Below are 22,387 nucleotides of genomic sequence, written 5' to 3' on the forward strand. Positions count from 1 at the left end.
CCGGTTGCGGCCCGCCCGTGCGCAACACGGCGGAGTGGGGCGGCGCGCCCCCGTCGCACGCCGCCCCGGGATGCGGCCGGGGGCGTCGTCGCCACGCGCCCCCGACCGCCGTCAGTGGTGCTGCTGGTGGTCGTGCTCGCCGTGCGGCACCGCCACGCGACCCGCCTCGGTGGCCGCGAGCGCGGGCGTGGCGAGGCCCGCGACGAGCAGCGCGCCGACGACCAGGCCGACCAGCGGGAGCCGCCCGTCGACGGCAGCTGCACGAGGTGCCGGGGCATCCGATCGCCCGGCTCGGGCGCCGTCGGCGCCGCTCCGCCCGCGCACCACCACGGCGCAGTGCCCCGCGACGACGGCGATGAACACGGATGCCGCCAGCAGCGAGCCGACCGGAACGCCGGCCGCCTCGGCGAGGCCGCTGCCGACGAGCACCCCTGCCCCGACGAGCAGGGCCGCGCCCGTGCCGAGCACGACGCCCGGCACCAGTGCGCGACCCGCCCGCAGCGAGAGGACGCCCCAGCCGAGGCCGGACGCACCGGCAGCGGCCATGACGCCCCCCGCCATCCCCCCGGCGCCGGCGGCGAGGGCGAGCAGCACCAGCCCGGCGCCGAGGGCGCAGAGCATCGGCCACGTTCGCGCGAGCGCCGGCAGTGCGTGCACGGCCCGGATCCCTAGGCCGTCGCCACGCGTGGCGAGCGCTCGGCCGCGAGCCCCACGCCGAGCAGCACGATGGCGCTCGCGAGGTGCAGGAAGTGGTCGGCGGTGTTGAGGGCGAGGATGTTCGCCGCGGTGCCGGCCAGGAAGAAGCCGACGATGCCGAGCAGCAGGTAGGCGCCGCCCACGACGATGTTCACCGTCTTGGCGGCGGCGGCCGACACGATCCCGGCGATGAGCAGCGCGGCCCCGATCAGGAGATGCGCCACGTTGTGGAGCGGGTTCACCTGGAAGATGCCGAGCAGCAGTCCGCCCTCGGTGGCGATGAACCCGACGCCGCCCGTGACGGCGAAGCCGAGCAACCCGACGAGCACGTAGACCGCGCCGAACACGGTTGCGACGATGCGGTTCGGGGAGTTGCGCATGAGGTGCCTCCTTCGATGGTCCCGGCGATCGCCGGGTATGCGGGTGGTTCGGCGCGCCTCGAGGAACGGATTGGTCGCCGGGGGACATGCGGCGGACGGCATCCGATCGCGGCATCCGCAGCGTTCCGCGGCGACTCCGGCGAAGCCGCGACGACATGGGACATCGGCCGACCTGCCATTGCGGGTTACAATCGCAGCGGAACGCACAGCGAGGGGGGCTCGGTGGCTGACCGTCTGGGGAGGTCCCGGCGGCGGGGAGGACCTGTCGCCGCGATGGCGGCGGCCCTCACGATCGCCCTGACCGGATGCTTCGGCACGGCCGTCGATCCGTCGGCGCAGTTCTCGCCCGTCGATGCCCCGCTCGGCGGTGATCTCGCCGATGGACTCCAGGGCGTCCTCGACCAGGCGGTGGCGCTGAGCGGGTCGAGCGGCGGCGTCGCCGGCGTGTGGGCGCCGTGGGCGGGCGAGTGGACCGCGGCATCCGGCACCGTGGACTTCGGCGAGAAGCCACCGCCCATGACGACCGACACCGGGTTCCGACTCGCCACCGTGACGACCGAGATCACCTGCACCGTGCTGCTGCGCCTCGCGGACCAGGGCGAGGTGCAACTCGACGACCCCGTGGCGAAGTACGTCGACTGGATCCCGAAGCTCGACGGCATCACCCTCGAGCAGCTGTGCCTCCACACCTCGGGCCTGGCCGACTACTACCCCGTGCTGCGCCCGACCTTCGGCGCGAATCCCGGCCGCGTCTGGCCGGCGAACGAGCTGCTCGCGAACGGCATGGCCCTGAACCGCATCGGACCGCCGGGCGAGCAGGTGCGCGAGTCGCGTACGGGCATCCTGCTGCTCGCGCTCGCGCTCGAGCGGCGCACGAGCAAGACGTGGGACGAGCTCGCCCAGCAGTACGTCCTCGGTCCGCTGGGCCTCGAGGAGACCTCGCTGCCGCCCGGGACCGTGACCGAGCATGCCGGGGTCATGGGCGGTTACTCGTCGATCACGGTGACGGGAGCGGTCGACTGCGCCGTCCTGCTCGACGACACCGAGGCGTCGAGCTCGATGGGCGGTGCGGCCGCGGGCGCGATCTCGACGCTCGAGGACGCACGTTCCCTCAGCGAGGCGTTCGCGACGGGCGCGCTCCTCAGCGAGCGCACGGCGCGCGCCCAGTGGAACACGGTCCCGCTCGGCGGCGACGCTCCCGCGTGGCAGTCCGCGGGCCTCGGCGGCGCGCAGTACGGACCGATGCGCGGCACCGCCGGCGAGACGGCCGGTGCGCTCACCGCCGCGTTCACCGACGCCGCGAGCGGCCTCACGGTCGTGGTCGCGCTCAACAACTCGACCCCCGGACCCGCGTTCGTGCGCGAGGTCGCGTTCGCCCTCGCCTCGCTCGCATCGAAGGCGCCGCCCGCGGCCGGCGGCGAGCAGCCCCTCATCGAGCTGCCCTGGTCGGCCGACCAGGCGACGGCGAAGATGCAGGAGCTCGGCGTCTGCCCGCGGGCGTAGCCCCGCCGATCGCTCGCATCCCCCGCCGTGCGGGCGGATGATGGAGGTGAGCGGAGCCTCCCGCTCCGCGACCCCCGGCACCGGGCGTGCCGGGATGAGACGAGGAGGTTCTCATGCACAGCGTCGCCCAACCGTCCACCACGGCGAAGTACGCCGGCACACCGGTGCAGGTCGTCGCGCTGATCTTCGGCATCGTCTTCCTGGCCGTCGGCATCGCCGGCTTCATCCCGGGCCTCACGACCGACGTCGACGCCCTGCTCTTCTGGGGCAGCGACTCGGGCGCGATGCTGCTCGGGATCTTCCAGGTGTCGATCCTGCACAACATCGTCCACCTGCTGTTCGGAGCGGCCGGGCTCTGGCTCGCCTCGAGCTTCGCCGGGTCGCGCAACTACCTCATCTGGGGCGGGGTCGTCTACGGGCTGATCCTCGTCTACGGGCTCTTCGTGAGCGGCGACCACCCGGCCAACGTCGTGCCGGTGAACACCGCCGACAACTGGCTGCACGGCGCGCTCGCCGTCGCCATGATCCTGCTCGGGGTGCTCCTGGGCCGACGGGGCCGGGCCTCCGCCTAGCGTCGGCGCCGGCCGAACCGCCCGAGCACGCGCTGCGCAGCTCGGCGCGGGACCGAGCGCGTATCGGGGTGCGCGGTGACGCGTCCGGCTTCCACCACGGCGCCGAGGTGCTCGACCTCGACGATGCAGGTCAGCGGATGCCGCCCGCCAACGAGGCGCGACGCGCGCTCGCCGAGGCGCCACATCGTGCGGCCGTCCCGTGCCGGGCGTCGTTCCCGCACGAGCGCACCGCGCCCGCGCCGGCGCAGCGTGATCGTCACGGACGCACCGGGTGGCACGCCGCGCAGCCGCACCGACACCCGCAGGCGCCTGCGCCGGAACCGCATCCTGAGGCGCTCCAGTTCGACGTGGAGCGGTGGCGACGTGCGGCCGTGACGGGCGGCGGCGGCGCGCTGCACCCGGCCCCACGCCTCGACCACGTGCGCGTCGTCGTGCCGCGCGGCGGTCGCCCGGGCCGCACGCCGCATCCGCTCGCGCTCGGGCGCGGGCAGCGCGACCAGGCGGGCCACGGCGTCGGCCGCCGCGTCGAGGTCGCCGTCGGCCACGAGCACGCCGTCGACGCCGTCGGCGATGAGGTCGGCCGGGCCGTAGGGGATGTCGTACGCGATGGGGAGGCAGCCGCGGGCCATCGCCTCGGCCAGCGCGAGCGGCGAGCCCTCGAACGTGCTCGTCACGAGGGTCCACGACGCGTCGGCGAACGCATCGGCGGCGCCGCTGCGATGCCCCGCGAAGGTCACGGCGTCGCCGAGGCCGGCGTCGTCGACCCGGCGGCGGAGGGCCGGGGCATCCGGACCGTCGCCGTAGACGGTGAGCGTCACCGGCACGCCGCGGTCGCGGCACCGGCGCACCACCTCGATCGCGTGGTCGACGCGCTTTCGGGTGGTGAGGCGGGCGAGCACGACGCCGGCCGCCGGATCGCGCTCGGCGTCGGGCGCCGGATCGCCGTCGAGGGGGTCGATGCCGTTGGGGACCACGGTGAGGTTGCCGGGGTCGCCGAGGAGGGTCGCGGCATCCGCGCGCTGCCGCTCGGTGAGGAAGACCACGCCGTCGAACCGCTCGAGGTGCGCGAACACGCGTCGGCGTGACGGCCGCAGCATGCCCCATGGCCGGTCGGGACCCACGAGGTGGGAGTTGTGCACGAGGTGCAGGGAGACGACGTTCGGTCGGCGATACCGCGCCATGAACTCGGCGGCCGTCTTGCTGTCGGTGACGGCGAATGCCCGCTCGTCGCCGACGACGCCGTCGAGCCACTCCGCGTAGCAGTCCCACGCACGGGTCCACTGCCGCAGGACGGCACCGCCGGCGTCGTACGTCGTGATACGGCGGGACGGCCCCGCCGCGTGCGCTGGGAACCGCTCGTCGCGCGCGGCCAGGCTGCCGTCGCCCCGGAGGTGCTCGACGAGCGACGCGCCGTCGTCGCGCGGCGTGGCCACCGCGGTGCCGCCCGGGCCGCCCCGCAGGTCCTCCCAGAGGTTTCGCAGCCGGATGCCGGGGATGAGCTCACCCGCTCGGGCCAGGCGCTCGCGCGCCGCCGGGAGGTCGGGGCGCGGGTCGAAGGTCACGACGTCGACCTCGCGGCCCGCCAGCCGCACGAACGCGCGCGAGCGGTGCAGCAGGGCCGAGGTCATGCCGCCGAACGGCTCGGGGACGCCCCACGTCACCGCGAACTGCCGCCCGTCGGGCAGCGACGGGTCGGCGACCGTCGCGACCTGCCGCTGCCTGTCCGAGGTGCCGCCCGCCATTCCCCCAACGCTAGCGACGCCCGACGCGACGCACCGCGAACCGGTCGCCCCCTTGCCGCCCGTGCCATCATGTGGCATGCCCTTCGGACTCCGTCGCGACGTGCTCCGCCCCACGGGGACGCCGCGCGCCGACCGGGTGACCTACGTCGAGCTGTTCTTCGACCTCGTCTACGTCTTCGCGCTCACCCAGCTGTCGGCGTACCTCTACGAGCACCAGGATCCGCTCGGCGCGGTCGAGGGCGCGATCATGGTCGTCGCGCTGTGGTGGTCGTGGGTGGCGACCACGTGGGTGACGAACTGGCTCGATCCCGTGAAGCTGCCGGTGCGCGGCGCCGTCATCGCCCTGGCGCTCGTCGCGATGGTCATGAGCATCTCCATCGCCGACGCGTTCGGCGAGCGGGCGTGGATGTTCGCGATCGCCTACGTCGTGCTGCAGCTCGGCCGCACCGGGTTCATCGTGTACGCCACGTGGCGTCACGACCGGCACGCGGCGCTCGACTTCGCGCGCGTGCTCGCATGGACGGCCGCGGGCAGCGTGCTGTGGATCGTCGGCGCGCTCCTGCCACTGCCGGCGCAGCTGCCGCTCTGGGCGATGGCGCTCGGCCTCGAGGTGCTCGGCGCCCTGCTCGGCTTCCCGCTGCCCATGATGGGGCCGATGGACATGGGCCGCTGGGACCTCTCGGGCGCGCACATCGCCGAGCGGTCGGCCCTGTTCGTGCTCATCGCGCTCGGCGAGGGCCTGCTCGTCACCGGGTTCTCGTTCGTGGAGCTCGACGTCACGTTCGCTTCCGCGACCGCCATGCTGCTCGCGTTCGCCTCCGCCGCGGCGATGTGGTGGATCTACTTCGACCACGGCGAGCGCATCGGGGCCGAGGCCATGGAGGACTCCGACAGCCCGGGCCGCCTCGCCCGCACGGCGTACACCTTCGTGCACCTGCTCGTGATCGGCGGCGTCGTGCTGGTGAGCGTCGGCGACAAGGAGCTCCTCGGGCACCCCGACGAGCAGAGCGCGTCGGCGGTGGTGACGGTGCTCGGCGGCCCGCTGCTGTTCCTCGCCGGCACGCTCCTGTTCCGGCGGCTGCTCGAGCGTCGTTGGCCGACCGCGCAGGTCGCGGGGGTGCTGGGCATCGTCGCGATCGCCGCGTTCTCGCCGTTCCTCACGCCGCTCGCCGTCGGCGCGGTGTCGACGGGCGTGCTCGTCGTGGTGGCCGCGATGGAGACCGTCGACCGGCTGCGACGCGGGCGCCGCGCAGGGGGCTGATCCCCCGTCAACCCGTTGCCGGGCGGCGGTCCCATCGGCACAGGATGGTGGCATGACCACCGAGACGAGGCAGCGCCACGGGCGGCTCCGCCGCTTCAACGAGCGGTTCCTCGTCGAGGAGCGCGTGGTCCCGGCATCCGCTCGCCGTGGCCTGCAGCTCGCGTCGCTCGGTCTCGTCGCGCTCGGTCTCGTCGGCTTCGTCGTGGTGTTCGACTCCGTGGTCGAGGCCGACGACCTCTCGCGCATCGACGCCCCGGTCGAGGCGTGGCTGCAGACCGCGCGCAGCGACTGGCTGACGGTCGTGATGAGCGTCATCGCGGTCGTCTTCGGGCCGGTCGTGATGCCGATCATCATCGTCGTCACCACGGTGGGGTGGGGCGTGCTGGCGAAGCACGCGTGGCGCCCCCTGCTGCTCGCGGGCGGCATGCTGCTCGGCGTGATCATCGTGCAGGTCATGGCGCCGCTCATCGATCGGGAGCGCCCACCGGCCCAGGACATGCTCATGGACGTCGACACGACCGCGTCCTTCCCGTCGGGCCACGTGATGGGCGTCGCGGACTTCCTGCTCATCACGACCTACCTCGTGTTCTCGCGTCACCGAAGCGCCCGGATCGCCGCCCTCGCGTACTCGGCGGCCGCTGCGGTGGTGGCGCTGACGGCCGCGTGCCGCATCTACCTCGGCTACCACTGGGCCACCGACGCCCTCGGCTCGATCTTCCTGTCGCTCGTGGTGCTCGGGATCGTGATCGCGGTCGACACCTGGCGCACGGTGCGCGTGGGGTCGCCCGCCGAAGTCGCGGCCTCCGAACGCGACGCCGAGCGTCCGGGGAACGAGGGACTCGGATGACCGGGCGCGTGCCGGAACCGACAGGCGACGCGGCAGGACCCGACCGAACTCCTGCGCTCCCGCCCGAGGCAGGCGCTCCGGCGCCGGTGCGCGTCTCCCGCCTCTGGTGGGTGGTCTCGGGAGGCGCGGCGCTCGCACTCGTGGTGCTCCTCGGCCTCGTCATCGTCTACCGCGAGAGCAACAAGCCGTTCGGGTTCGAGGTCGAGGTCATGGGCGTGCTCGTGGCGACCCGCACCGACCTGCTGACCGTGCCGGCGCTCGTGTTCAACGCGCTCGGCGGCGGCGTGATCTCGACGCTCGTCGTGCCGGGTGTCATCGTCGGCGGCCTGCTCCTGTGGCGACGGCCGTGGGGTGCGGTCTACTACGTGGTCGCCGCCCTCGCGAGCGCCACCGTCACGCGCGTCATCAAGGTCGTCGTCGCGCGCCCGCGACCCGAGGACATCCTCGTGCACCCCGACTTCGGCTCGTTCCCGTCGGGGCACAGCGCGAACGCGGCCGTCGTGGCGACCGCGCTCGGCATCATCTTCCTGCGCGCCTGGGTGTGGGTCGCCGGCGCGGCCTACACCGTGCTGATGATGCTGAGCCGCACCTACCTCGGCGCGCACTGGGTCTCCGACACCATCGGCGGCATGCTCGTGGGCGCCGGCGTGGCGGTCATCGTGTGGGCGCCGTTCGCCGAACGGCTCTACCGCGAGCAACGGATGCCGCACCCGCCGATCTGGGTGCGGACGTCGCACGACGCGTCGCGGTGAGGCGGCGGGCGCGGCATCCGTCACCCGCTCTGGATCGCGTCGGCGCCGGTCGTGCATGCTGGTGCGATGCAGGATGCATCGGGCACCACCGGCGGCCGCGTCGGCCGCCTCCGCACCGCAGGCGAGTCGAGCCGCGTCACGACGTTCGAGCTCTTCTTCGACCTCGTGTACGTCTTCGCGTTCACCCAGGTGAGCCGCCTGATGGCCGAGACGCACAGCGCGTTCGGCATCCTGCAGGCGCTCATCGTGCTCGCGCTCATGTGGTGGACGTGGGCGGCGTTCGGCTGGCTCGCGAACCAGGCGCCCGCCGACCAGGCCGGCATGCGGATCGGCATGACCGCGGCGATGATCGCGGTGTTCATCGCCGCCCTCACCATCCCCGAGGCGTACGAGGACCTGCCCGGCGGGTGGAACGGCCCGCTCGTGCTCGTGCTCGCGTACACGGCGGTGCGGATCATCCACGCGACGCTCTACCTCGCAGCCGCGGGCGAGGACGCCGGGCTGCGACGCCAGGTGCTCGTCACGCAGGCGGTCGCCATGGTGCCGGCCGTCGCCGCGCTGCTCGTCGGCGTCTGGCTCGGCTCGCCGTGGCAGACCTGGATCTGGTTGGCGGCCTGGCTCTACGACGCCGGACTCACGTACCTGAGCTCGCGCAGCGTCGGCGGATGGCGCATCCACTCGACCGCGCACTGGGCCGAGCGATACGGGCTCGTCGTCATCCTCGCCCTCGGCGAGTCGATCGTCGCCATCGGCGTGGGCGTCGCCCGCGAGCCGATCGGGCCGGCGATCGCGATCGGGTCGGCGCTCGCGGTGGCGCTCTCGGTGCTGCTCTGGTGGGCGTACTTCGCTCGCCTCGCCGAGGCCGGCGAGCACGCCCTCGAGCGGCGATCGGATGCCGCGCGCGTCCAGCTCGCGATCGATGCGTACACGTACGTGCACCTGGTCGTGGTCGCCGGGGTGATCCTCGCTGCGCTCGGCGTCGAGGACGCGATGGCGCACATCGGCGACGCCGAGGCATTCGGCTGGTTCGGCGCGTCCGCGCTCGCCGCGGGGCTCGCGGCCTACATCGCCGCGACGGCGGTGTTCGCGCGGCTCGCCGAGGGGCGGTGGCCGGTCGTGCGGGTCGTCGGGACGCTGCTGCTCGCGGCATCCGTCGCCCTGCTTGCCGTGGTGCCCGCGATGGCGGCGCTCGCGATCGCCGTGGTCCTCGTCGCCGTGGTGCTCGCGGTGGAGGGGGCGATGCGCAGGCGATGATCAACCACCGCGGGCCGACCTGGCTGCCGGGGATCGCCACCGCCCGGCACTACCGGCGCGCGTGGCTGGTGCCCGACCTGCGCGCCGGGGTCGTCGTGACGGCGCTCCTGATCCCCGCCGGAATGGGCTACGCCCAGGTCGCAGGCCTGCCGCCCGAAGCCGGCCTCTACGCGACGATCGTCCCCCTGCTCGTCTACGCGGTGCTCGGGCCGTCGCGGATCCTCGTCCTGGGGCCCGACTCGGCGCTCGCCCCGATCATCGCGGCCGCGATCCTCCCGCTCGCACTCGGCGACGACGATCGCGCGATCGCGCTCGCCGGCCTGCTCGCGATCATGGTGGGCGCCATCCTGGTGGTCGGCGGCCTCCTGCGCCTGGGGTTCGTGACCGACCTGCTGTCGAAGCCCATCCGCGTCGGCTACCTCAACGCGGTGGCCCTGCTGGTGATCATCTCCCAGGTGCCGAAGCTGCTCGGCTTCTCGATCGAGTCCGGATCGCCGTTCACGCAGGTCGCGCACATCGTCGAGGGTGCGTCGGGCGGCGAGATCGAGCCGATCGCGACGGCGTTCGGGCTCGGCTCGCTCGCGGTGATCGTCGTGCTGACGTGGCTGCGATCGCCCGTGCCCGGGGTCCTGGTGGCGGTCGTGGTGGCGACCCTCGCCACGTGGATCTTCGGGCTCGCCGAACTGATGCCCATGGTGGGCGCCCTCCCGCAGGGGCTTCCCGCGCCGGCGCTCGGCGGCCTGCAGTGGTCGGATGTCGCGGCGCTCGCGCTGCCGGCCGCCGGCATCGCCCTCGTGGCGTTCACCGACAGCGCGGTGCTCTCGCGCACGCTCGCGGCCCGCCGCGGCGAGTCGGTGGATGGGAGTCGGGAGATGGCGGCGATCGGCGCCGCGAACGTGGCGGGCGGGCTGTTCGGCGGCTTCCCGATCTCCGCCTCCTCGTCGCGCACGCCGGTGGCCGAGCAGGCCGGCGCGAAGACGCAGCTCACCGGGGTCGTGGGCGCGCTCCTCATCGTGGCGTTCATGCTGCTGGTACCCGGGCTCACGGCGTTCCTGCCCGAGGCGACGCTCGCCGCCGTCGTGATCGCGGCGGCGTCGCGGCTCATCGACGTGCGGGGATTCGTGCGGCTGGTCCGCATGGACCGGGTGGACGCGTTCCTCTCGCTGGCGGCCTTCGTCGGGGTGCTCGCCGTGGGCGTGCTCGAGGGCATCGCGGTCACGATCGCGCTGAGCCTGCTCGCGTTCGTGAACCAGTCGTGGCGGCCCTACCGGGCGGAGCTCGGCCGGGTGAGCGGCCTGCGCGGCTACCACGACCTGTCGCGCTATCCCGAGGGCGAGCGGATCCCCGGCGTCGTCATCGTGCGCTTCGACGCGCCGCTGTTCTTCGCCAACGGCGGGATCTTCGACGACTTCGTGCGGTCCCGCGTGCAGGCGGCCGGGCCGGGCGTCCAGACGGTCATCCTCGCGGCCGAGCCGATCACGGGCATCGACACGACCGCGATCGACGAGCTGGTCGAGCTCGACGAGTACCTCGCGTCGCACGGCGTCCGGCTGATCCTCGCCGAGATGAAGGACCCCGTCGTCGACGTGCTGCGCGCCTACGGCGTGACCGACCGGTTCACGCCCGACCGATTCGCCCCGACCGTCGGTGCGGCCGTCGACGAGATCACCGGGACGCTCCGCGGCGATCTCGACGGCACGAAGTGGGCGGACGAGCCCGGCGCGTCCGGCTCCGACGATCACGGCGGCGGCGACTCCGATGGGCCCGACCGGCCCGACGAATCGGGCGCGTCGGGCCGATAGCGCTCGCCGCAGCAGGCGGGGAGCGGAGCCGCCCTGTGGATGCATCGGCGCGCGTGCAGGTCGCATCGCCTACACTCGTCCGCGCCATGGCTGAGAACGAGGGCGCGATCTCACGCGCGACGTCCAGGAGCGCGGCATCCGCGCGCCCATCCGCCGCCCGAGGCTCCGCCGACGCCTTCCCTGCCGTGCTGCTCGCGGCGCAGGCCGGCGCGAAATGGGCGTGCACGAACCTGTGGGTCGACTACGCCCCGGCCGTCGCCGCGTTCCTGCGGGCACGGGGGTCGCTCGAGCCCGACGACCTGACGAGCGAGGTGTTCCTCGCCGTGTTCGACCAGCTCGATCGCTTCCGCGGCGACGAGCCCGCCTTCCGTGCCTTCGTCTTCACCATCGCCTACCGGCGGCTCACCGACGAGCTTCGTCGGCGCTCGCGGCACGGGGTCCACGAGGAGTGGGTCGACGAGCGCGACCCACGGCGCAGTCCGAGCGCCGAAGACGTGGCGACGTCGAGCCTCGGCGATGCCGCGACGCGAGCGCTCCTCGACGGCCTCGCACCCGACCAGCGCAACGTGATGCTGCTGCGCATCGTCGCCGACCTCACGATCGAGCAGGCCGCGGAGGTGCTCGGCAAGCGTCCCGGCGCCGTGAAGGCGCTGCAGCGCAGGGCGCTCGAATCGCTGCGCAAGAAGTTGGCGCGAACCCGTACCCCTTTCGGGGCATCCGTCGATGGCAGGGAGTGAGATGAACACGCACCGGATCACCGACGACGAGGCCCCCGCGCTGTTGCGCGGTCGGGTCCCCGCAGGCCGCGAGGACTTGACCGCGCTGGCGGAGGCCGTCGCCGAGATGCGGCAGGCGGCGTTCCAGGCGCCCCCTCGGCCGTCGGCCGAGCTCGCCCTGCGCCTCGACCTCGAACGAGCCGAGCGGATCTCGCCGTCCCTACCGGCAACCACCCCGGCCACGGCGCTCACCCCCGCGTCGTCGCCGAGAACACGGAGAAGAAGAGTGGCATTCACCGGACTTGCGAGCCTCGGGCTCGCGACGAAGATCGCGATCGGAGCGGGCGCGGCGCTCGCCGTCGGCGTCGGAGGAGCAGGTGCGGCGGGTGCCGTCGGCGCCCTCCCCGGCCCCGCGCAGCAGGTCTTCGAGCAGGTCACCGGGCACCCCGGCGGGGAGCACGTGAGCGACACCGGCGTCGAGAACAGCGAGTTCGGCATCGAAACCGCCGAGAACGCGGGCAAGCCGGCAGACGACGAGCGCCAGACCGGACTCGAGAACGCCGACGACGCCAACCAGAACGGCATGGAGACCGCCGGAGAGAACGCCAGCGAGCAGGGCCAGGAAGGCCTCGACAACGCGGTCGAGCAGCGCGAGGCCGGCCTCGAGAACGCCGAGCAGGCGACCGAGGGCGCCGGCGACGCGGCCGACGACAAGGGCGCCACCGGCCAGCAGAGTTCCGGGGACGCCCCCGGTTCCGGGAAGCACTGACCCCCCTCAGCGACCCGAAGCGACGGACCCCCGCCCTCCCCCCGGGCGGGGGTCCGTCGTGTCCGCGGTGTGCGATCTTCCTCCGACCGGGCCGGCTTCGCACGTGGGCGTCCCCGCATCGCGGATGGGACGAATGGCCCGTGCGGCGTCACGCGCGGGCGTATCGTGGCCCGCGGAGGTCGACATGAGCGACAGGAGTTCGAACGCCGGCTGCTTCGCCGGCGGCGGCGCGATCTACGGGCTCGGGATCATCGGTGCCTGGGTGTTCTTCTTCCAGCGGGCCGATCAGTTCTGGGAGTTCATCTGGGCGTTCTTCCAGGGCATCTTCTGGCCGGCGTTCATGGTCTACGAGCTGTTCCACGCGCTCGTGACGTGACTCAGTCCTCGAAGTACAGGTGCGCGTGCAGGCGGCACCCGGGATTGAACGCGGCGCCGCAGGCCGGGCATACGTCGGTGGCCCGGTAGGCGTCGATCGTCAACTCGGTGCGGCACACGCCGCACAGGATCGCGTGCTCGCCGCCCGCGTCGCGCGGCCACTGCCGCGCGGGGTGCGTCTCGGCTTCGGCGTGGCAGGCGTGGCACGGGTAGTACCGGTCGCAGCACGCGAATCGGATCGCGACGACGTCGAGCTCGGTGCGGTAGTGGATGCACCGGGTCTGGTCGTCGACGGTGGCGCCGTGCACCACGGGTCGGGCGTTCGTCATGACCCCCGGAGGATGGACGCCATCTTCTTGCCCCGAGCCACCTCGTCGACCAGCTTGTCCATGTAGCGGATGCGCTGCATGAGCGGATCCTCGATCTCCTCGACGCGCATGCCGCAGATCACGCCCGTGATGAGGGACGCGTTCGGGTTCATCTCGGGGGCATCCGCGAAGAAGGTGCGCAGGTCGACCCCGTCGTCGATCGCGCGCTCGAGGCCCGCGTCGTCGTACCCGGTGAGCCAGCAGATGACCTCGTCGACCTCGTCCTGGCTGCGGTTCTTCCGCTCGACCTTCTGCACGTAGAGCGGGTAGATGCTCGCGAAGCTCAGGCCGAAGATCCGGTGCTCCATCGTCGTCCGCCTCCTTCGCCGTGGGAACGCGTTCGTGGACCCTCCCAGCCTACGAGACCTGCTCGCGGAGGACTTCGCCGATCACCTGGGCGGCCTCGGGATAACGCTCGGGGTCGGGGCCGGCGTAGTTGAGGCGGATGTACGGACCGGCCGATTCGGCGGGGAACCACTCCGTGCCGGGTGCGACGACGACGTTCCGGCCCGCCGCCGCGCGGACGAGCTCGGGGAGATCGACGGTGTCGGGGAGGCGCACCCACAGGTTGAGGCCGCCCGCAGGCGTGCACTCGACATGCGCATCGGGCACGTGTTCGCGGAGGGCGGCCACGAGCGCGTCGCGCCGGGCGCGCAGCTGCGGGCGCAGGGCGCGGAGGTGCGTGCGCCAGGCGGGCTGGGTGACCACGTCGAGCGCGGCGGTCTGGAGGAGTCCGCTCACGTACATCGCCTCGGCGGCGCGATCGGCGAGGATCCGGTCGCGGACCGGGCCGCGCGCGACGACGGCGGCGACGCGCAGGGCCGGGGAGACGCTCTTGGTGAGGGATCGGAGGTGGATCACGTGCCCGTCGTCGTCGATCGCGGCGATCGGGTGCGGGACGGTGTCGATGGCGAGGTCGTGCGCCCAGTCGTCCTCGATGAGGAACGCGCCCCGGCGCCGGACGACGTCGAGCATCGCAAGCGAGCGGTCGGCCGACCATTGTGCGCCGGTCGGATTGGCGTACGTGGGTTGCGCGTAGAACGCCCGGGCACCCGACCCGGCGAGGGCCCGGTCGACATCATCGGGGTCGGGCCCGTCCGCGCCCGAGGGCACCGGGACGAGCGTGACCCCGGCCTGCGCGGCCGCGAGGATCGCGCCCCAGTAGGTGGGCGACTCGATGACGAGCGGCTGTCCGACCCCGACGACGGCGCGGAAGATCGAACTGAGCCCGCTCTGGCTCCCCGAGAGGATGAGGACGTCGCGAGCGGTGACGGTCGAGCCGCCCGCCGCCGCGGCATCCGCCAGCTCGGCCGCGAACCAGGCCTGCAGGTCGGGCAGCCCCGCGGCGGGCGACCGCGTGACCGCCGACGCGGTGCGGGCCGCGCGCGAGATCGCCGCGCGCACCAACCCGGTCGGCAGCAGGTCGGCGGTCGGGTATCCCGAGTGCAGGGCGATCGCGTCGGGCGAGACCGTCTGCTGCGTGGACGAGAGCGCCGGGATGCGCGCGTGCGGTGAGCCGAGCGCCGCGGTCTGCCAGCCGTGGTCGACCGGTCGAGGCGGGCGGATGCCGCGGACGAACGTTCCCACGCCGGGCCTGGCCTCGATCAGGCCGAGCGCGCTCAGCCGGCGCATCGCCTTCTGCACCGTGACCGGGCTGGCGCCGTACTCGAGCGTGAGCTCGCGGTTCGACGGCAGGCGCGTGCCGACGGATGCCGCGGCGATCCGCCCGCGCAGCGCGGCGACGATCCGCTCGGTGCTATCGTTGCTCATGTCAGCACAGGGTAGCGTTACTCTCTCCGCACCGAAAGCACTACTCACGCGAGCCGGGGTCTGGTGGGGGCTCGTGGGCGTGGTCGCGTTCTCGTTCACGATGCCGTTCACGCGCGTCGCGGTGGAGGGCCTCTCGCCGGTGTTCGTCGGTGCCGGGCGAGCGGTGGTCGCGGCGGTCCTCGCGGCGATCGCCCTGGCCGCGACCCGCCAGCGGCGGCCGCGCGGCACGCAATGGGTGCGCCTCGGGGTCGTCGCCGGGGGCGTGGTGCTCGGATTCCCCGTGCTGACCTCGTTCGCGCTGACGACCGCGCCCGCCAGTCACGGCGCGGTCGTGGTCGGACTGCTGCCCGCCGCGACGGCGGTCATGGCGGTCATCCGAGGCCGGGAGCGACCGTCGACGTCCTTCTGGGTGTTCTCGCTGCTCGGCGCGGGCGCGGCGGTCGTGTTCGCGTCGCTGCAGTACGGCGGCGTCGGACGGCTCGGATGGTCGGACCTGCTGCTGTTCGGGGCGGTCGTCGCAGCGGCCGTCGGCTACGCGGAGGGCGGCTTGCTCGCGCGCGAGCTCGGGTCGTGGCAGACGGTCTCGTGGGCGCTGGTGCTGTCGGCGCCGCTCACCGCCGCGATCACCGCGTGGTCGGCCGTCGAGCAGCCGCCCGTCGCGGCATCCGCGCAGTGGCTGGCGTTCGGCTACCTGGCGGTCGTGAGCATGTTCCTCGGCTTCTTCGCCTGGTATCGCGGGCTCGCGATCGGGCCGATGGCGCAGGTCAGCCAGATCCAGCTCGTGCAGCCCGTGCTGACCATCGGGTGGGCTGCGATGATCCTGCACGAGGAGCTGACCTGGCCCACGGTCGTCGGCGGGGTCGTCGTCATCCTGTTCGCTGCACTGGCCGTTCGGACCCGACTCGGCCCCCGGGTCCGGCCGGGCGCGGAGGAGGTGCGACGTGGCACGATGCGAGGTGACCGTTCGGCGAGGACGGCGGTCCCGGGTGGAAGGCGAGGTGCCGGCGGTGACGACGGAGCGGAACATCATCGGCCAGCGCGAGGATCCGGACCTGCCGCGGTACGCGGGGATCGCCACGTTCGCCCTGCTGCCGAGGCTCGAGGAGGTCGACCACGCTGACGTCGCCGTCGTCGGCATCCCGTTCGACTCCGGCACCAGCTTCCGGCCCGGGGCCCGATTCGGCCCGGCGCACATCCGGGAGCACTCCCGCCAGCTGCATCCGTACCACCAGTTCCACGAGTCGTTCCCGTTCCGCGACCAGCAGGTGGCCGACGCCGGCGACGTCGGCGTCGGGCCCTACGGCATCGAGCAGGCCGTCGAGGAGATCCACTCCACGGTCGCGCGGCTCATCGAGGGCGGCTCGAGGATCCTCGCGCTCGGAGGCGACCACACGATCGCGCTGCCCCTGCTGCGGGCGGCCGCCGCCGTGCACGGGCCGCTGGCGGTCCTGCACTTCGATGCGCACCTCGACACCTGGGACACGCTGCACGGCGCCGCGATCTGGCACGGATCGCCCTTCCGGCGTGCCGCCGAGGAGGGGCTGCTCGACTTCGAGCACTGCCAGCACGTCGGCATCCGCGGCGGCGTCTACGGCCCCGACGAGCTCGCCGACGACCGCCGCGTCGGGTTCGAGTCGATCCGGAGCGAGGAGTTCCAGCACCGGTCGATCGAGAGCATCGCCGACCAGGTCCGTCGGCGGCTCGGATCCGGCCCGGTCTACGTCTCGATCGACATCGACGTGCTGGATCCGTCGCAGGCGCCGGGAACGGGTACGCCCGAGGTCGCCGGGATCACCACGCGCGAGCTCTTCGCCGTGCTCCGGCAGCTGCGCGGGCTCCGGATCGTCGGCGGCGATGTGGTCGAGGTCGCGCCGGCGTACGACCACGCGGGCATCACCGGACTCGCCGCGGCCCACACGGCGTGGGAGGTGCTCGCGCTGATGGGGCTCTGGGGCCCGGCCGGCGACCGCAGTGGAGGCGCAGCACAGGAGTGATGAGGCGATGATCGCGATCGAACCCGGACTCGCGGTTCGTGAAGACACGCCGTGGTGGCGAGACGGGCAGGGGCGTAGGCTCCTGCCACACGCCGTCGGGAGACCTTGGTGGGGACCTACTCCGGAGCAGAGCTGCGACAGCCGGCAACGCCGAGCGACCTGCTGCGTGCCGGTCTCGAGCGCGATCCGAACGGGCTCGCGCTCGTCTCGGCGCGGGCGCGCCTGTCGTGGCAGGCGCTCGAGGACGTGACCGAACGGGTCGCATCCGGGTACCTCGAGCTCGGCCTGGAGCCGGGTGACCGGATCGCGTCGCTCATGCCCAACCGGTACGAACTCATCGTCCACTACCTCGCCTGCTTCAAGGCGGGCCTGGTGGCGACCCCGCTCAACTACCGCTACACGGTGGCCGAGATCGACCACGCGCTCGGCATCAGCGGCGCACGGATGCTGCTCGCCCACGTCGAGCGCGACGAAGACCTGGCGGCAAGCGAGCGGGTGGCGCAGCTCCCGCTGGGCACGATCGGCTACCGGGAGGCCGAGCATGGCGGGGCCGCGTTCCAGGAGTTGCTGGAGCGCGGTGGGCCGGCCAGGCCGCTGGAGCCACCGGAGCCCACCGCGCCCGCGGTCATCTTCTTCACGTCGGGGAGCACGGGACCCCCGAAAGGCGTCACGCACACGCAACGGACGCTCGGCTGGATGTTCGCGACCGCTGCGGCAGCGCTCGAGTTCGGCCCCGGTGACCTCGTGCTGGCCGGATCTTCGCTCTCGCACGTCGGCGCCTTCTACGTGTCGTTCGGGGCGCTGAGTGCCGGTGCGGGCATCGCCGTCGCCCGCACGTTCGACGGAGACGAGCTGCTTGCGCTCCTGCGCGACGATCGCCCCACCGTGCTCTCGATGCTGCCGTCGGCCCTCTTCGCACTGACCCGTGACCACGGTGCCACGCAGGAGGACTTCTCGTCCCTCCGCCTGTGCCGGGCCGCTGGCGACAAGGTGTCCGCCCAACTCGAACGCGAGTTCATCGCGCTCAGCGGAACCACGATCGACGAGGCCTACGGGCTGTCGGAGACCGGGCTCGTGAGCGTGAGTCCACCTGCCGAGATCAGGATCGGCTCAGTCGGCCTGGCCGCACCCGGCGTCTCGCTCTCGATCCGTGACGACCTCGGCGCCGAGGTCGAGGTCGGGGGCGAGGGTCGCGCGTGGATCAAGACCAAGGGCGCCTGCGTCGGCTACTGGGGTGACGCCGCCGCGACGGATGCCGCCTTCGCCGACGGATGGCTCGACACGGGCGACGTCCTCCGCGCGGATCACGACGGCTTCCTCTACTTCACGGGTCGCCGGAAGCAGATCATCGTGCACGACGGATCGAACATCAGCCCGCAGGAGATCGAGGACGTCCTGCTGGAGCATCCCAGCGTCGACAGCGTCGGGGTCGTCGGAATCCATGACGAGGTCCACGGAGAGAACGTGCGCGCGTACATCACACTGCGTGAGGGCTGCGAGCGGCCCCCCGACGTCGAGCTGATCCGCTTCGCGCGAGCGAAGATCGGCTACAAGGCACCCGAGGAGATCGTCGTGCTCGACGAGATGCCGTCGACCGCGACCGGAAAGGTCGACCGCATGGGCCTGAAGCGGATGGCGGAGCGCTCGGTGCACGGGCTCTCGCGTCGGTGACCCCGATCGGAGCCCATGACGGCGGTGGGAATCCGCGGACACGAGATACTGGGCGCATGTCATCTTCCGTCGAGCCCCGCTCCAACCCGACCGCCTGGGCCGCGTTCTGGTTCGCACTGGCCGGTCTCGTGCTCATGCCGATTCCATTGTTCATCGGGTTGATCGTGGGCGGCGGCCTCTCCATCGTCGCTGCGGTCCTCGCCGTGATCGCCCTCTTGAAGGGGCTCGCGCGCAACGGGAAGGGCATCGCGCCCGTCGTGTTCGCCGCGATCTTCATCGCGCTCACGTGGGGCGGCATCTCGGTCGGCGGCGGCACCGTCTGGTAGGCCTGCCGATCGGTGGTCCCGGTCCGCGAGTTCGAGGACGACGTGGATCACTCGGGTTCACCCGGTCTCACGAGGCTGCATTCATTCGGAAGGGTGAGTTCAGGTGAACCGACGTGACGCCGGTTCAGGGCTGCGCGCCCAGCTTCGCGAACTCGCCTCCGCCCATGAACACGCAGAGCGCGAGGCCCAGAGCGAGCGGTGGAACCCACGCCGCCCGCCGCCGCGCTCGGAGGAGCGCGATCGATGTGACGAGCGCCACAATGCCGACGGCGATCGTGCCGAACCTCGCGATGTAGTGGCCGGCCAGGATGATCTCGCGGTTGCACTCGGTCACGGGCGGATTGCAGCGGTCGCCGACGAAGAGCACCACGACCGCGTACCAAGCCAGTGCTCCCAGAGCCGGCGCGAGCAAGACCAGACCGACGATCGTCAAGCCGCGATCCTCGCGGTTGATGGGTTTGCGGGCCGCGCTCGTCTTCACCGGTCAAGTATCACGGAGCCGATGACGGGAATCGAACCCGCGCTGTCTGCTTGGGAAGCAGAAGTTCTACCATTGAACTACATCGGCGAGCGGCATCCGTGGATGCAGCGGTGACCATCGTAGCAACTGCGAGCCCCATTCCCACGCCCGCACCGACGGGCGAAACGAGGCCGCGTCGCTCGGTAGGCTGACCAGCATGCTGCTCTCGGATCGTGACATCAGGGCGGAGCTCGATCGCGAGCGCATCCGGCTCGAGCCGTACGAGCCCGGGATGATCCAGCCGTCGTCGATCGACGTGCGACTCGACCGGTACTTCCGGCTGTTCGACAACCACAAGTACCCGTTCATCGACCCCGCCGAGGACCAGCCCGAGCTCACCCACCTCATCGAGGTGCGGCCCGAGGAGCCGTTCATCCTGCACCCGGGGGAGTTCGTGCTGGCGTCGACCTTCGAGGCGGTCACGCTGCCCGACGACGTCGCGGCGCGCCTCGAGGGCAAGAGCTCGCTCGGCCGGCTCGGCCTGCTGACGCACTCCACGGCCGGCTTCATCGACCCGGGGTTCACCGGCCACGTCACCCTTGAGTTGAGCAACGTCGCGACGCTGCCGATCAAGCTCTGGCCGGGCATGAAGATCGGCCAGATGTGCTTCTTCCGGCTCTCGTCGCCGGCCGAGAAGCCCTACGGCTCGGCCGACTACTCGAGCCGTTACCAAGGGCAGCGCGGGCCGACCGCGTCGCGGTCGTTCCAGAACTTCCACCGCACCGACGTCGGCGTGACCGAGGCCGGGTCCGCCGGGCGCTGACCGCGGGAGTCGCGTCGTCCGCGGTCGCCTGCGCCCTCGACCCGGTGCAGGTACGATGACGACGATGGCCGCGTTGTCGGCAGGGTCATGGCGGGAGGGGGAACGGTGCCCGAGGTGATCCTCGCCCACGACTACCTCGTGCAGGTGGGCGGCGCGGAGCGCGTCGTGGCGGAGTGGGCGGCCGGATTCGGCGCGCGACGCATCGTGACGCTGGCCCATGCGCCCGGATCGACCTTCGACGAGTTCGACGACCTCGACGTGCGTGCGACGATCCCGAGCGCCTTCGCGAACCAGGTGGAGTGGATGCTGCCGGCCCTGCCGTCGATCGCGGCGCGCACCATCGTCGACGGCGGCGACGTCGCGCTCGTGTCGAGCAGCGGCTGGGCGCACCGCTTCCGATTCGAGATCCCGCACGTCGTCTACGTGCACAGTCCGGCACGCTGGCTGTACGCCGCCGACGACTACCGGATGCGTCTCAGCCGCGTTCGGCGCGCCGGCCTGACCCTCAGCACGCCGCTGCTCAAGCGTGGCGACCTCGAGGCGATGCGCCGGGCGGGCGCAGTCGTCGCGAACTCGGCGGTCACGCGGGAGCGGATCCGCACCTGCTACGGCATCGAGTCGATCGTCGTGCATCCGCCGGTCGAGCCCGTCGCGCCGGTCGCCGTCGCGCCCGATCGGGAGCTCCCCGCCGAGTTCGCCGTCATCGTCGCCCGCGACCGCGGCTACAAGAACGTGGGCCTCGCCGTCGCGGCGGCACGCCTCGCGGACCTGCCCATCGTGATCGTCGGATCGGGATCCCAGGCGCTCGACGAGCCCGAGTCCGGCGTCTTCGGGCTGGGCCGCATCGGCGACGCCGAGCTCTGCTGGCTGTACCGCCATGCCGCGGTGGTCATCGGCGCCGGACGCGAGGACTTCGGCCTCACCGTCGTCGAGGCGTCGCTCGAGGGCACCCCGGCGGCGACCGTCGCGGCGGGCGGCTACCTCGAGACCGTGGATCCCGGCGTGAACGGCTTCCACGCGGCATCCGAGACCCCGGCCGGGCTCGCGGAGGCGATCCTGCTGGCGCGCCGGCTCGACGCAGAGGCGTGCCGGGCCTGGGGTCGCACCTTCGGACGCGACCATCACGTCGCGCGCCTCACCGACGTGATCGAAGGGGTGGTGCAGCGGGCGTGAGCGAGTCTCGAGTCGACGTTCCACTTCCGGTGCGCCTGCGATTCGGACATGCCGCCGTGCAGCACCTCGCGGACTCGATCGGGGTCGACCTGCTGCACATCAAGGGCGCCGCGGTGGATCCTGCGCTGCGGCCGAGCGGCTACGCGGGTACCGATGTCGACGTGATGGTGCGTCCCGACCACTTCGCTCGCCTCGACGCCGCGCTGCGCGCGAACGGGTGGATCCTCTACACGACCTTCGCGTCGGGTTCGCCGTTCGGCCATGCCCAGACCTACCTCCACGACGCGTGGGGGTACATCGACGTCCATCGCTTCTTCCCCGGCATCCGCGTCGCGCCGGGGCCGGCGTTCGAACGCCTGTGGAACGACCGGCACCGCATCGAGATCGCCGGCATCGGATGCAACGTCCCCGACGTGCCTGCGCAGGCGCTCGTGCTCATCCTCAACGCGGCTCGTGCGGGATCGGCCGCGCGGTACGACCTGGCGGCCGTCTGGCGGGATGCTCCTGACGAGCGCCGTGTCGGGATCACGTCGCTCGTCGACGACCTCGATGCCCACGTGGCGTTCGCCGCCGCCGTCGGCGAGCTCGAGCAGTATCGCGGAGCGCGCGACTACCGATTGTGGAAGGTGGTGTCCTCGGGCGGCAGCCGCACCGAGGAGTGGTGGGCGCGGGTTCGGGCGGCGCCCACCCTTTCGCAGTCCCTGCTCGTGATCGCTCGCGCGCCGCTCGTGAACGTCGACCACCTGGCTGCCCGCCTCGGGCGCCGCCCGACGCGCCGCGAAGTCGTCGCGGAGTTCTTCGGCCGGCCCGCACGGGCGATCGGCGAAGCGTGGCAGGGGATGCAGCGGCGAGGGGCGCGACGATGACCGGCCTCCGGCCGGCGCCCGGGGTGGCGCACGTCGACGACGGCGAGATCGTCTACGCGGCCGTGCTGCCCGCCGGACCGATCGTCGTCCTCGACGGCGGTGCCGCGGCCATCTGGGTCGCGGCATGCGACGGGTCGAGGGCATCCATCGCCGAGCGCGTCGCGGAGGCGACCGGAGCCTCGATCTCGGACGTCCGCGACGACGTCGAGGCGTTCGTGGAGGAGCTGCTCGCCCGCGGGCTGCTCGTCGAGGCGTCCGCCTGACCGC

Annotated in this window: 24 protein-coding genes, 1 tRNA gene and 1 pseudogene; 18 read left to right on the forward strand and 8 right to left on the reverse strand. The window is 72.6% G+C overall.

The annotated features are described in order from the left end of the window. Window positions 1-111: 111 nt before the first annotated feature. Together FYC51_RS19190 and FYC51_RS08185 are read right to left on the reverse strand one after the other, a co-directional pair. Window positions 112-657, reverse strand: a complete 546-nt coding sequence (locus FYC51_RS19190; RefSeq protein WP_187432544.1) for a hypothetical protein — start codon at window positions 655-657, stop codon at window positions 112-114. An 11-nt stretch (window positions 658-668) separates the two neighbouring features. Continuing rightward, complete coding sequence (locus tag FYC51_RS08185; RefSeq protein WP_148733086.1) at window positions 669-1,076, reverse strand: DUF4383 domain-containing protein; 408 nt, start codon at window positions 1,074-1,076, stop codon at window positions 669-671. Window positions 1,077-1,349: 273 nt separating this feature from the next. Between FYC51_RS08185 and FYC51_RS08190 the strand changes: the two genes are divergently transcribed. Beyond that, window positions 1,350-2,579 (forward strand): serine hydrolase domain-containing protein, encoded by a 1,230-nt coding sequence (locus FYC51_RS08190; RefSeq protein WP_148733087.1) that lies wholly within the window; start codon window positions 1,350-1,352, stop codon window positions 2,577-2,579. A gap of 113 nt (window positions 2,580-2,692) precedes the next feature. Further along, window positions 2,693-3,151 carry a DUF4383 domain-containing protein gene (locus tag FYC51_RS08195; protein ID WP_148733088.1) on the forward strand — a complete coding sequence of 153 codons (459 nt, stop codon included), beginning with the start codon at window positions 2,693-2,695 and terminating at the stop codon, window positions 3,149-3,151. Here FYC51_RS08195 and FYC51_RS08200 read toward each other — a convergent pair. Next, window positions 3,148-4,893 (reverse strand): glycosyltransferase, encoded by a 1,746-nt coding sequence (locus FYC51_RS08200; RefSeq protein ID WP_187432545.1) that lies wholly within the window; start codon window positions 4,891-4,893, stop codon window positions 3,148-3,150. The two genes, FYC51_RS08195 and FYC51_RS08200, sit on opposite strands and share 4 nt — an antisense overlap. Before the next feature lie 76 nt (window positions 4,894-4,969). Between FYC51_RS08200 and FYC51_RS08205 the strand changes: the two genes are divergently transcribed. The 8 genes from FYC51_RS08205 to FYC51_RS08240 all read left to right on the forward strand — a co-directional run bounded on the left by FYC51_RS08205 (window position 4,970) and on the right by FYC51_RS08240 (window position 12,670). Next, on the forward strand, window positions 4,970-6,154 hold the full coding sequence (locus FYC51_RS08205; protein ID WP_187432546.1) for a low temperature requirement protein A: 1,185 nt from the start codon (window positions 4,970-4,972) through the stop codon (window positions 6,152-6,154). A 52-nt stretch (window positions 6,155-6,206) separates the two neighbouring features. Next, complete coding sequence (locus FYC51_RS08210; protein WP_148733091.1) at window positions 6,207-7,001, forward strand: phosphatase PAP2 family protein; 795 nt, start codon at window positions 6,207-6,209, stop codon at window positions 6,999-7,001. A gap of 8 nt (window positions 7,002-7,009) precedes the next feature. After that, window positions 7,010-7,753: a phosphatase PAP2 family protein gene (locus FYC51_RS08215; protein WP_238476269.1), complete on the forward strand. Its 744-nt coding sequence runs from the start codon at window positions 7,010-7,012 to the stop codon at window positions 7,751-7,753. 66 nt (window positions 7,754-7,819) lie between these two features. After that, the gene (locus FYC51_RS08220; protein ID WP_148733093.1) at window positions 7,820-9,007 is read left to right on the forward strand and encodes a low temperature requirement protein A; all 1,188 of its coding nucleotides are present in this window, start codon (window positions 7,820-7,822) and stop codon (window positions 9,005-9,007) included. Beyond that, window positions 9,004-10,809: a SulP family inorganic anion transporter gene (locus FYC51_RS08225; RefSeq protein ID WP_148733094.1), complete on the forward strand. Its 1,806-nt coding sequence runs from the start codon at window positions 9,004-9,006 to the stop codon at window positions 10,807-10,809. The genes FYC51_RS08220 and FYC51_RS08225 overlap by 4 nt, the downstream gene beginning before the upstream one ends. Before the next feature lie 86 nt (window positions 10,810-10,895). Next, window positions 10,896-11,546 carry an RNA polymerase sigma factor gene (locus tag FYC51_RS08230; protein ID WP_148733095.1) on the forward strand — a complete coding sequence of 217 codons (651 nt, stop codon included), beginning with the start codon at window positions 10,896-10,898 and terminating at the stop codon, window positions 11,544-11,546. A 1-nt stretch (window position 11,547) separates the two neighbouring features. Continuing rightward, entirely contained in the window at window positions 11,548-12,294 is a 747-nt protein-coding gene (locus FYC51_RS08235; protein WP_148733096.1) for a hypothetical protein, read from the forward strand. 184 nt (window positions 12,295-12,478) lie between these two features. Beyond that, window positions 12,479-12,670: a hypothetical protein gene (locus FYC51_RS08240; RefSeq protein ID WP_148733097.1), complete on the forward strand. Its 192-nt coding sequence runs from the start codon at window positions 12,479-12,481 to the stop codon at window positions 12,668-12,670. 1 nt (window position 12,671) lies between these two features. Here the strand turns inward: FYC51_RS08240 and FYC51_RS08245 are convergent, their stop codons facing one another. From FYC51_RS08245 to FYC51_RS08255, 3 genes are read right to left on the reverse strand one after another with little or no spacing between them, the layout of a single operon-like run. Beyond that, window positions 12,672-12,998, reverse strand: a complete 327-nt coding sequence (locus tag FYC51_RS08245) for a CHY zinc finger protein (protein WP_148733098.1) — start codon at window positions 12,996-12,998, stop codon at window positions 12,672-12,674. Further along, window positions 12,995-13,345, reverse strand: coding sequence for a DUF2200 domain-containing protein (locus FYC51_RS08250; RefSeq protein WP_148733099.1), 351 nt, complete (start codon window positions 13,343-13,345; stop codon window positions 12,995-12,997). The genes FYC51_RS08245 and FYC51_RS08250 overlap by 4 nt, the downstream gene beginning before the upstream one ends. A gap of 49 nt (window positions 13,346-13,394) precedes the next feature. Then, window positions 13,395-14,807, reverse strand: a complete 1,413-nt coding sequence (locus FYC51_RS08255) for an aminotransferase-like domain-containing protein (RefSeq protein WP_148733100.1) — start codon at window positions 14,805-14,807, stop codon at window positions 13,395-13,397. Here FYC51_RS08255 and FYC51_RS08260 point away from each other — a divergent pair. From FYC51_RS08260 to FYC51_RS08275, 4 genes and pseudogenes are all read left to right on the forward strand, one after another. Then, window positions 14,806-15,717: pseudogene (locus FYC51_RS08260) on the forward strand (DMT family transporter); the annotation flags it as partial. The gene FYC51_RS08255 and the pseudogene FYC51_RS08260 overlap by 2 nt on opposite strands. 97 nt (window positions 15,718-15,814) lie before the next feature. Then, window positions 15,815-16,801 (forward strand): agmatinase, encoded by a 987-nt coding sequence (gene speB / locus FYC51_RS08265; RefSeq protein ID WP_148733102.1) that lies wholly within the window; start codon window positions 15,815-15,817, stop codon window positions 16,799-16,801. A 108-nt stretch (window positions 16,802-16,909) separates the two neighbouring features. Further along, window positions 16,910-18,472 carry a class I adenylate-forming enzyme family protein gene (locus FYC51_RS08270; protein WP_222863220.1) on the forward strand — a complete coding sequence of 521 codons (1,563 nt, stop codon included), beginning with the start codon at window positions 16,910-16,912 and terminating at the stop codon, window positions 18,470-18,472. A gap of 56 nt (window positions 18,473-18,528) precedes the next feature. Beyond that, window positions 18,529-18,798, forward strand: a complete 270-nt coding sequence (locus FYC51_RS08275) for a hypothetical protein (RefSeq protein WP_148733103.1) — start codon at window positions 18,529-18,531, stop codon at window positions 18,796-18,798. A 124-nt stretch (window positions 18,799-18,922) separates the two neighbouring features. Here the strand turns inward: FYC51_RS08275 and FYC51_RS08280 are convergent, their stop codons facing one another. After that, window positions 18,923-19,279 (reverse strand): hypothetical protein, encoded by a 357-nt coding sequence (locus tag FYC51_RS08280; protein ID WP_148733104.1) that lies wholly within the window; start codon window positions 19,277-19,279, stop codon window positions 18,923-18,925. Window positions 19,280-19,295: 16 nt separating this feature from the next. Next, a tRNA-Gly gene (locus FYC51_RS08285) sits at window positions 19,296-19,366 on the reverse strand. A gap of 109 nt (window positions 19,367-19,475) precedes the next feature. On the opposite strand from FYC51_RS08285, the gene dcd reads away from it, so the two are divergent. From dcd to FYC51_RS08305, 4 genes are all read left to right on the forward strand, one after another. Next, window positions 19,476-20,081, forward strand: coding sequence for a dCTP deaminase (gene dcd, locus FYC51_RS08290; protein WP_148733105.1), 606 nt, complete (start codon window positions 19,476-19,478; stop codon window positions 20,079-20,081). Window positions 20,082-20,186: 105 nt separating this feature from the next. After that, window positions 20,187-21,254: a glycosyltransferase gene (locus FYC51_RS08295; protein ID WP_187432547.1), complete on the forward strand. Its 1,068-nt coding sequence runs from the start codon at window positions 20,187-20,189 to the stop codon at window positions 21,252-21,254. Further along, entirely contained in the window at window positions 21,251-22,120 is an 870-nt protein-coding gene (locus FYC51_RS08300) for a nucleotidyltransferase family protein (protein ID WP_148733107.1), read from the forward strand. The genes FYC51_RS08295 and FYC51_RS08300 overlap by 4 nt, the downstream gene beginning before the upstream one ends. Then, entirely contained in the window at window positions 22,117-22,383 is a 267-nt protein-coding gene (locus FYC51_RS08305) for a PqqD family protein (RefSeq protein ID WP_148733108.1), read from the forward strand. The genes FYC51_RS08300 and FYC51_RS08305 overlap by 4 nt, the downstream gene beginning before the upstream one ends. Window positions 22,384-22,387 lie beyond the last annotated feature (4 nt).

It is taken from the genome of Agromyces mariniharenae (assembly GCF_008122505.1).
Taxonomy (GTDB): Bacteria; Actinomycetota; Actinomycetes; order Actinomycetales; family Microbacteriaceae; genus Agromyces; species Agromyces mariniharenae.

Excerpts from the sequence above, each read along its gene's own strand:
- FYC51_RS08185 (WP_148733086.1), bottom strand. The coding sequence starts at position 1,076 with ATGCGCAACTCCCCGAACCGCATCGTCGCAACCGTGTTCGGCGCGGTC.
- FYC51_RS08190 (WP_148733087.1), top strand. The coding sequence starts at position 1,350 with ATGGCGGCGGCCCTCACGATCGCCCTGACCGGATGCTTCGGCACGGCC.
- FYC51_RS08195 (WP_148733088.1), top strand. The coding sequence starts at position 2,693 with ATGCACAGCGTCGCCCAACCGTCCACCACGGCGAAGTACGCCGGCACA.
- FYC51_RS08200 (WP_187432545.1), bottom strand. The coding sequence starts at position 4,893 with ATGGCGGGCGGCACCTCGGACAGGCAGCGGCAGGTCGCGACGGTCGCC.
- FYC51_RS08205 (WP_187432546.1), top strand. The coding sequence starts at position 4,970 with ATGCCCTTCGGACTCCGTCGCGACGTGCTCCGCCCCACGGGGACGCCG.
- FYC51_RS08210 (WP_148733091.1), top strand. The coding sequence starts at position 6,207 with ATGACCACCGAGACGAGGCAGCGCCACGGGCGGCTCCGCCGCTTCAAC.
- FYC51_RS08220 (WP_148733093.1), top strand. The coding sequence starts at position 7,820 with ATGCAGGATGCATCGGGCACCACCGGCGGCCGCGTCGGCCGCCTCCGC.
- FYC51_RS08225 (WP_148733094.1), top strand. The coding sequence starts at position 9,004 with ATGATCAACCACCGCGGGCCGACCTGGCTGCCGGGGATCGCCACCGCC.
- FYC51_RS08230 (WP_148733095.1), top strand. The coding sequence starts at position 10,896 with ATGGCTGAGAACGAGGGCGCGATCTCACGCGCGACGTCCAGGAGCGCG.
- FYC51_RS08235 (WP_148733096.1), top strand. The coding sequence starts at position 11,548 with ATGAACACGCACCGGATCACCGACGACGAGGCCCCCGCGCTGTTGCGC.
- FYC51_RS08240 (WP_148733097.1), top strand. The coding sequence starts at position 12,479 with ATGAGCGACAGGAGTTCGAACGCCGGCTGCTTCGCCGGCGGCGGCGCG.
- FYC51_RS08245 (WP_148733098.1), bottom strand. The coding sequence starts at position 12,998 with ATGACGAACGCCCGACCCGTGGTGCACGGCGCCACCGTCGACGACCAG.
- FYC51_RS08250 (WP_148733099.1), bottom strand. The coding sequence starts at position 13,345 with ATGGAGCACCGGATCTTCGGCCTGAGCTTCGCGAGCATCTACCCGCTC.
- FYC51_RS08255 (WP_148733100.1), bottom strand. The coding sequence starts at position 14,807 with ATGAGCAACGATAGCACCGAGCGGATCGTCGCCGCGCTGCGCGGGCGG.
- FYC51_RS08275 (WP_148733103.1), top strand. The coding sequence starts at position 18,529 with ATGTCATCTTCCGTCGAGCCCCGCTCCAACCCGACCGCCTGGGCCGCG.
- dcd (WP_148733105.1), top strand. The coding sequence starts at position 19,476 with ATGCTGCTCTCGGATCGTGACATCAGGGCGGAGCTCGATCGCGAGCGC.
- FYC51_RS08305 (WP_148733108.1), top strand. The coding sequence starts at position 22,117 with ATGACCGGCCTCCGGCCGGCGCCCGGGGTGGCGCACGTCGACGACGGC.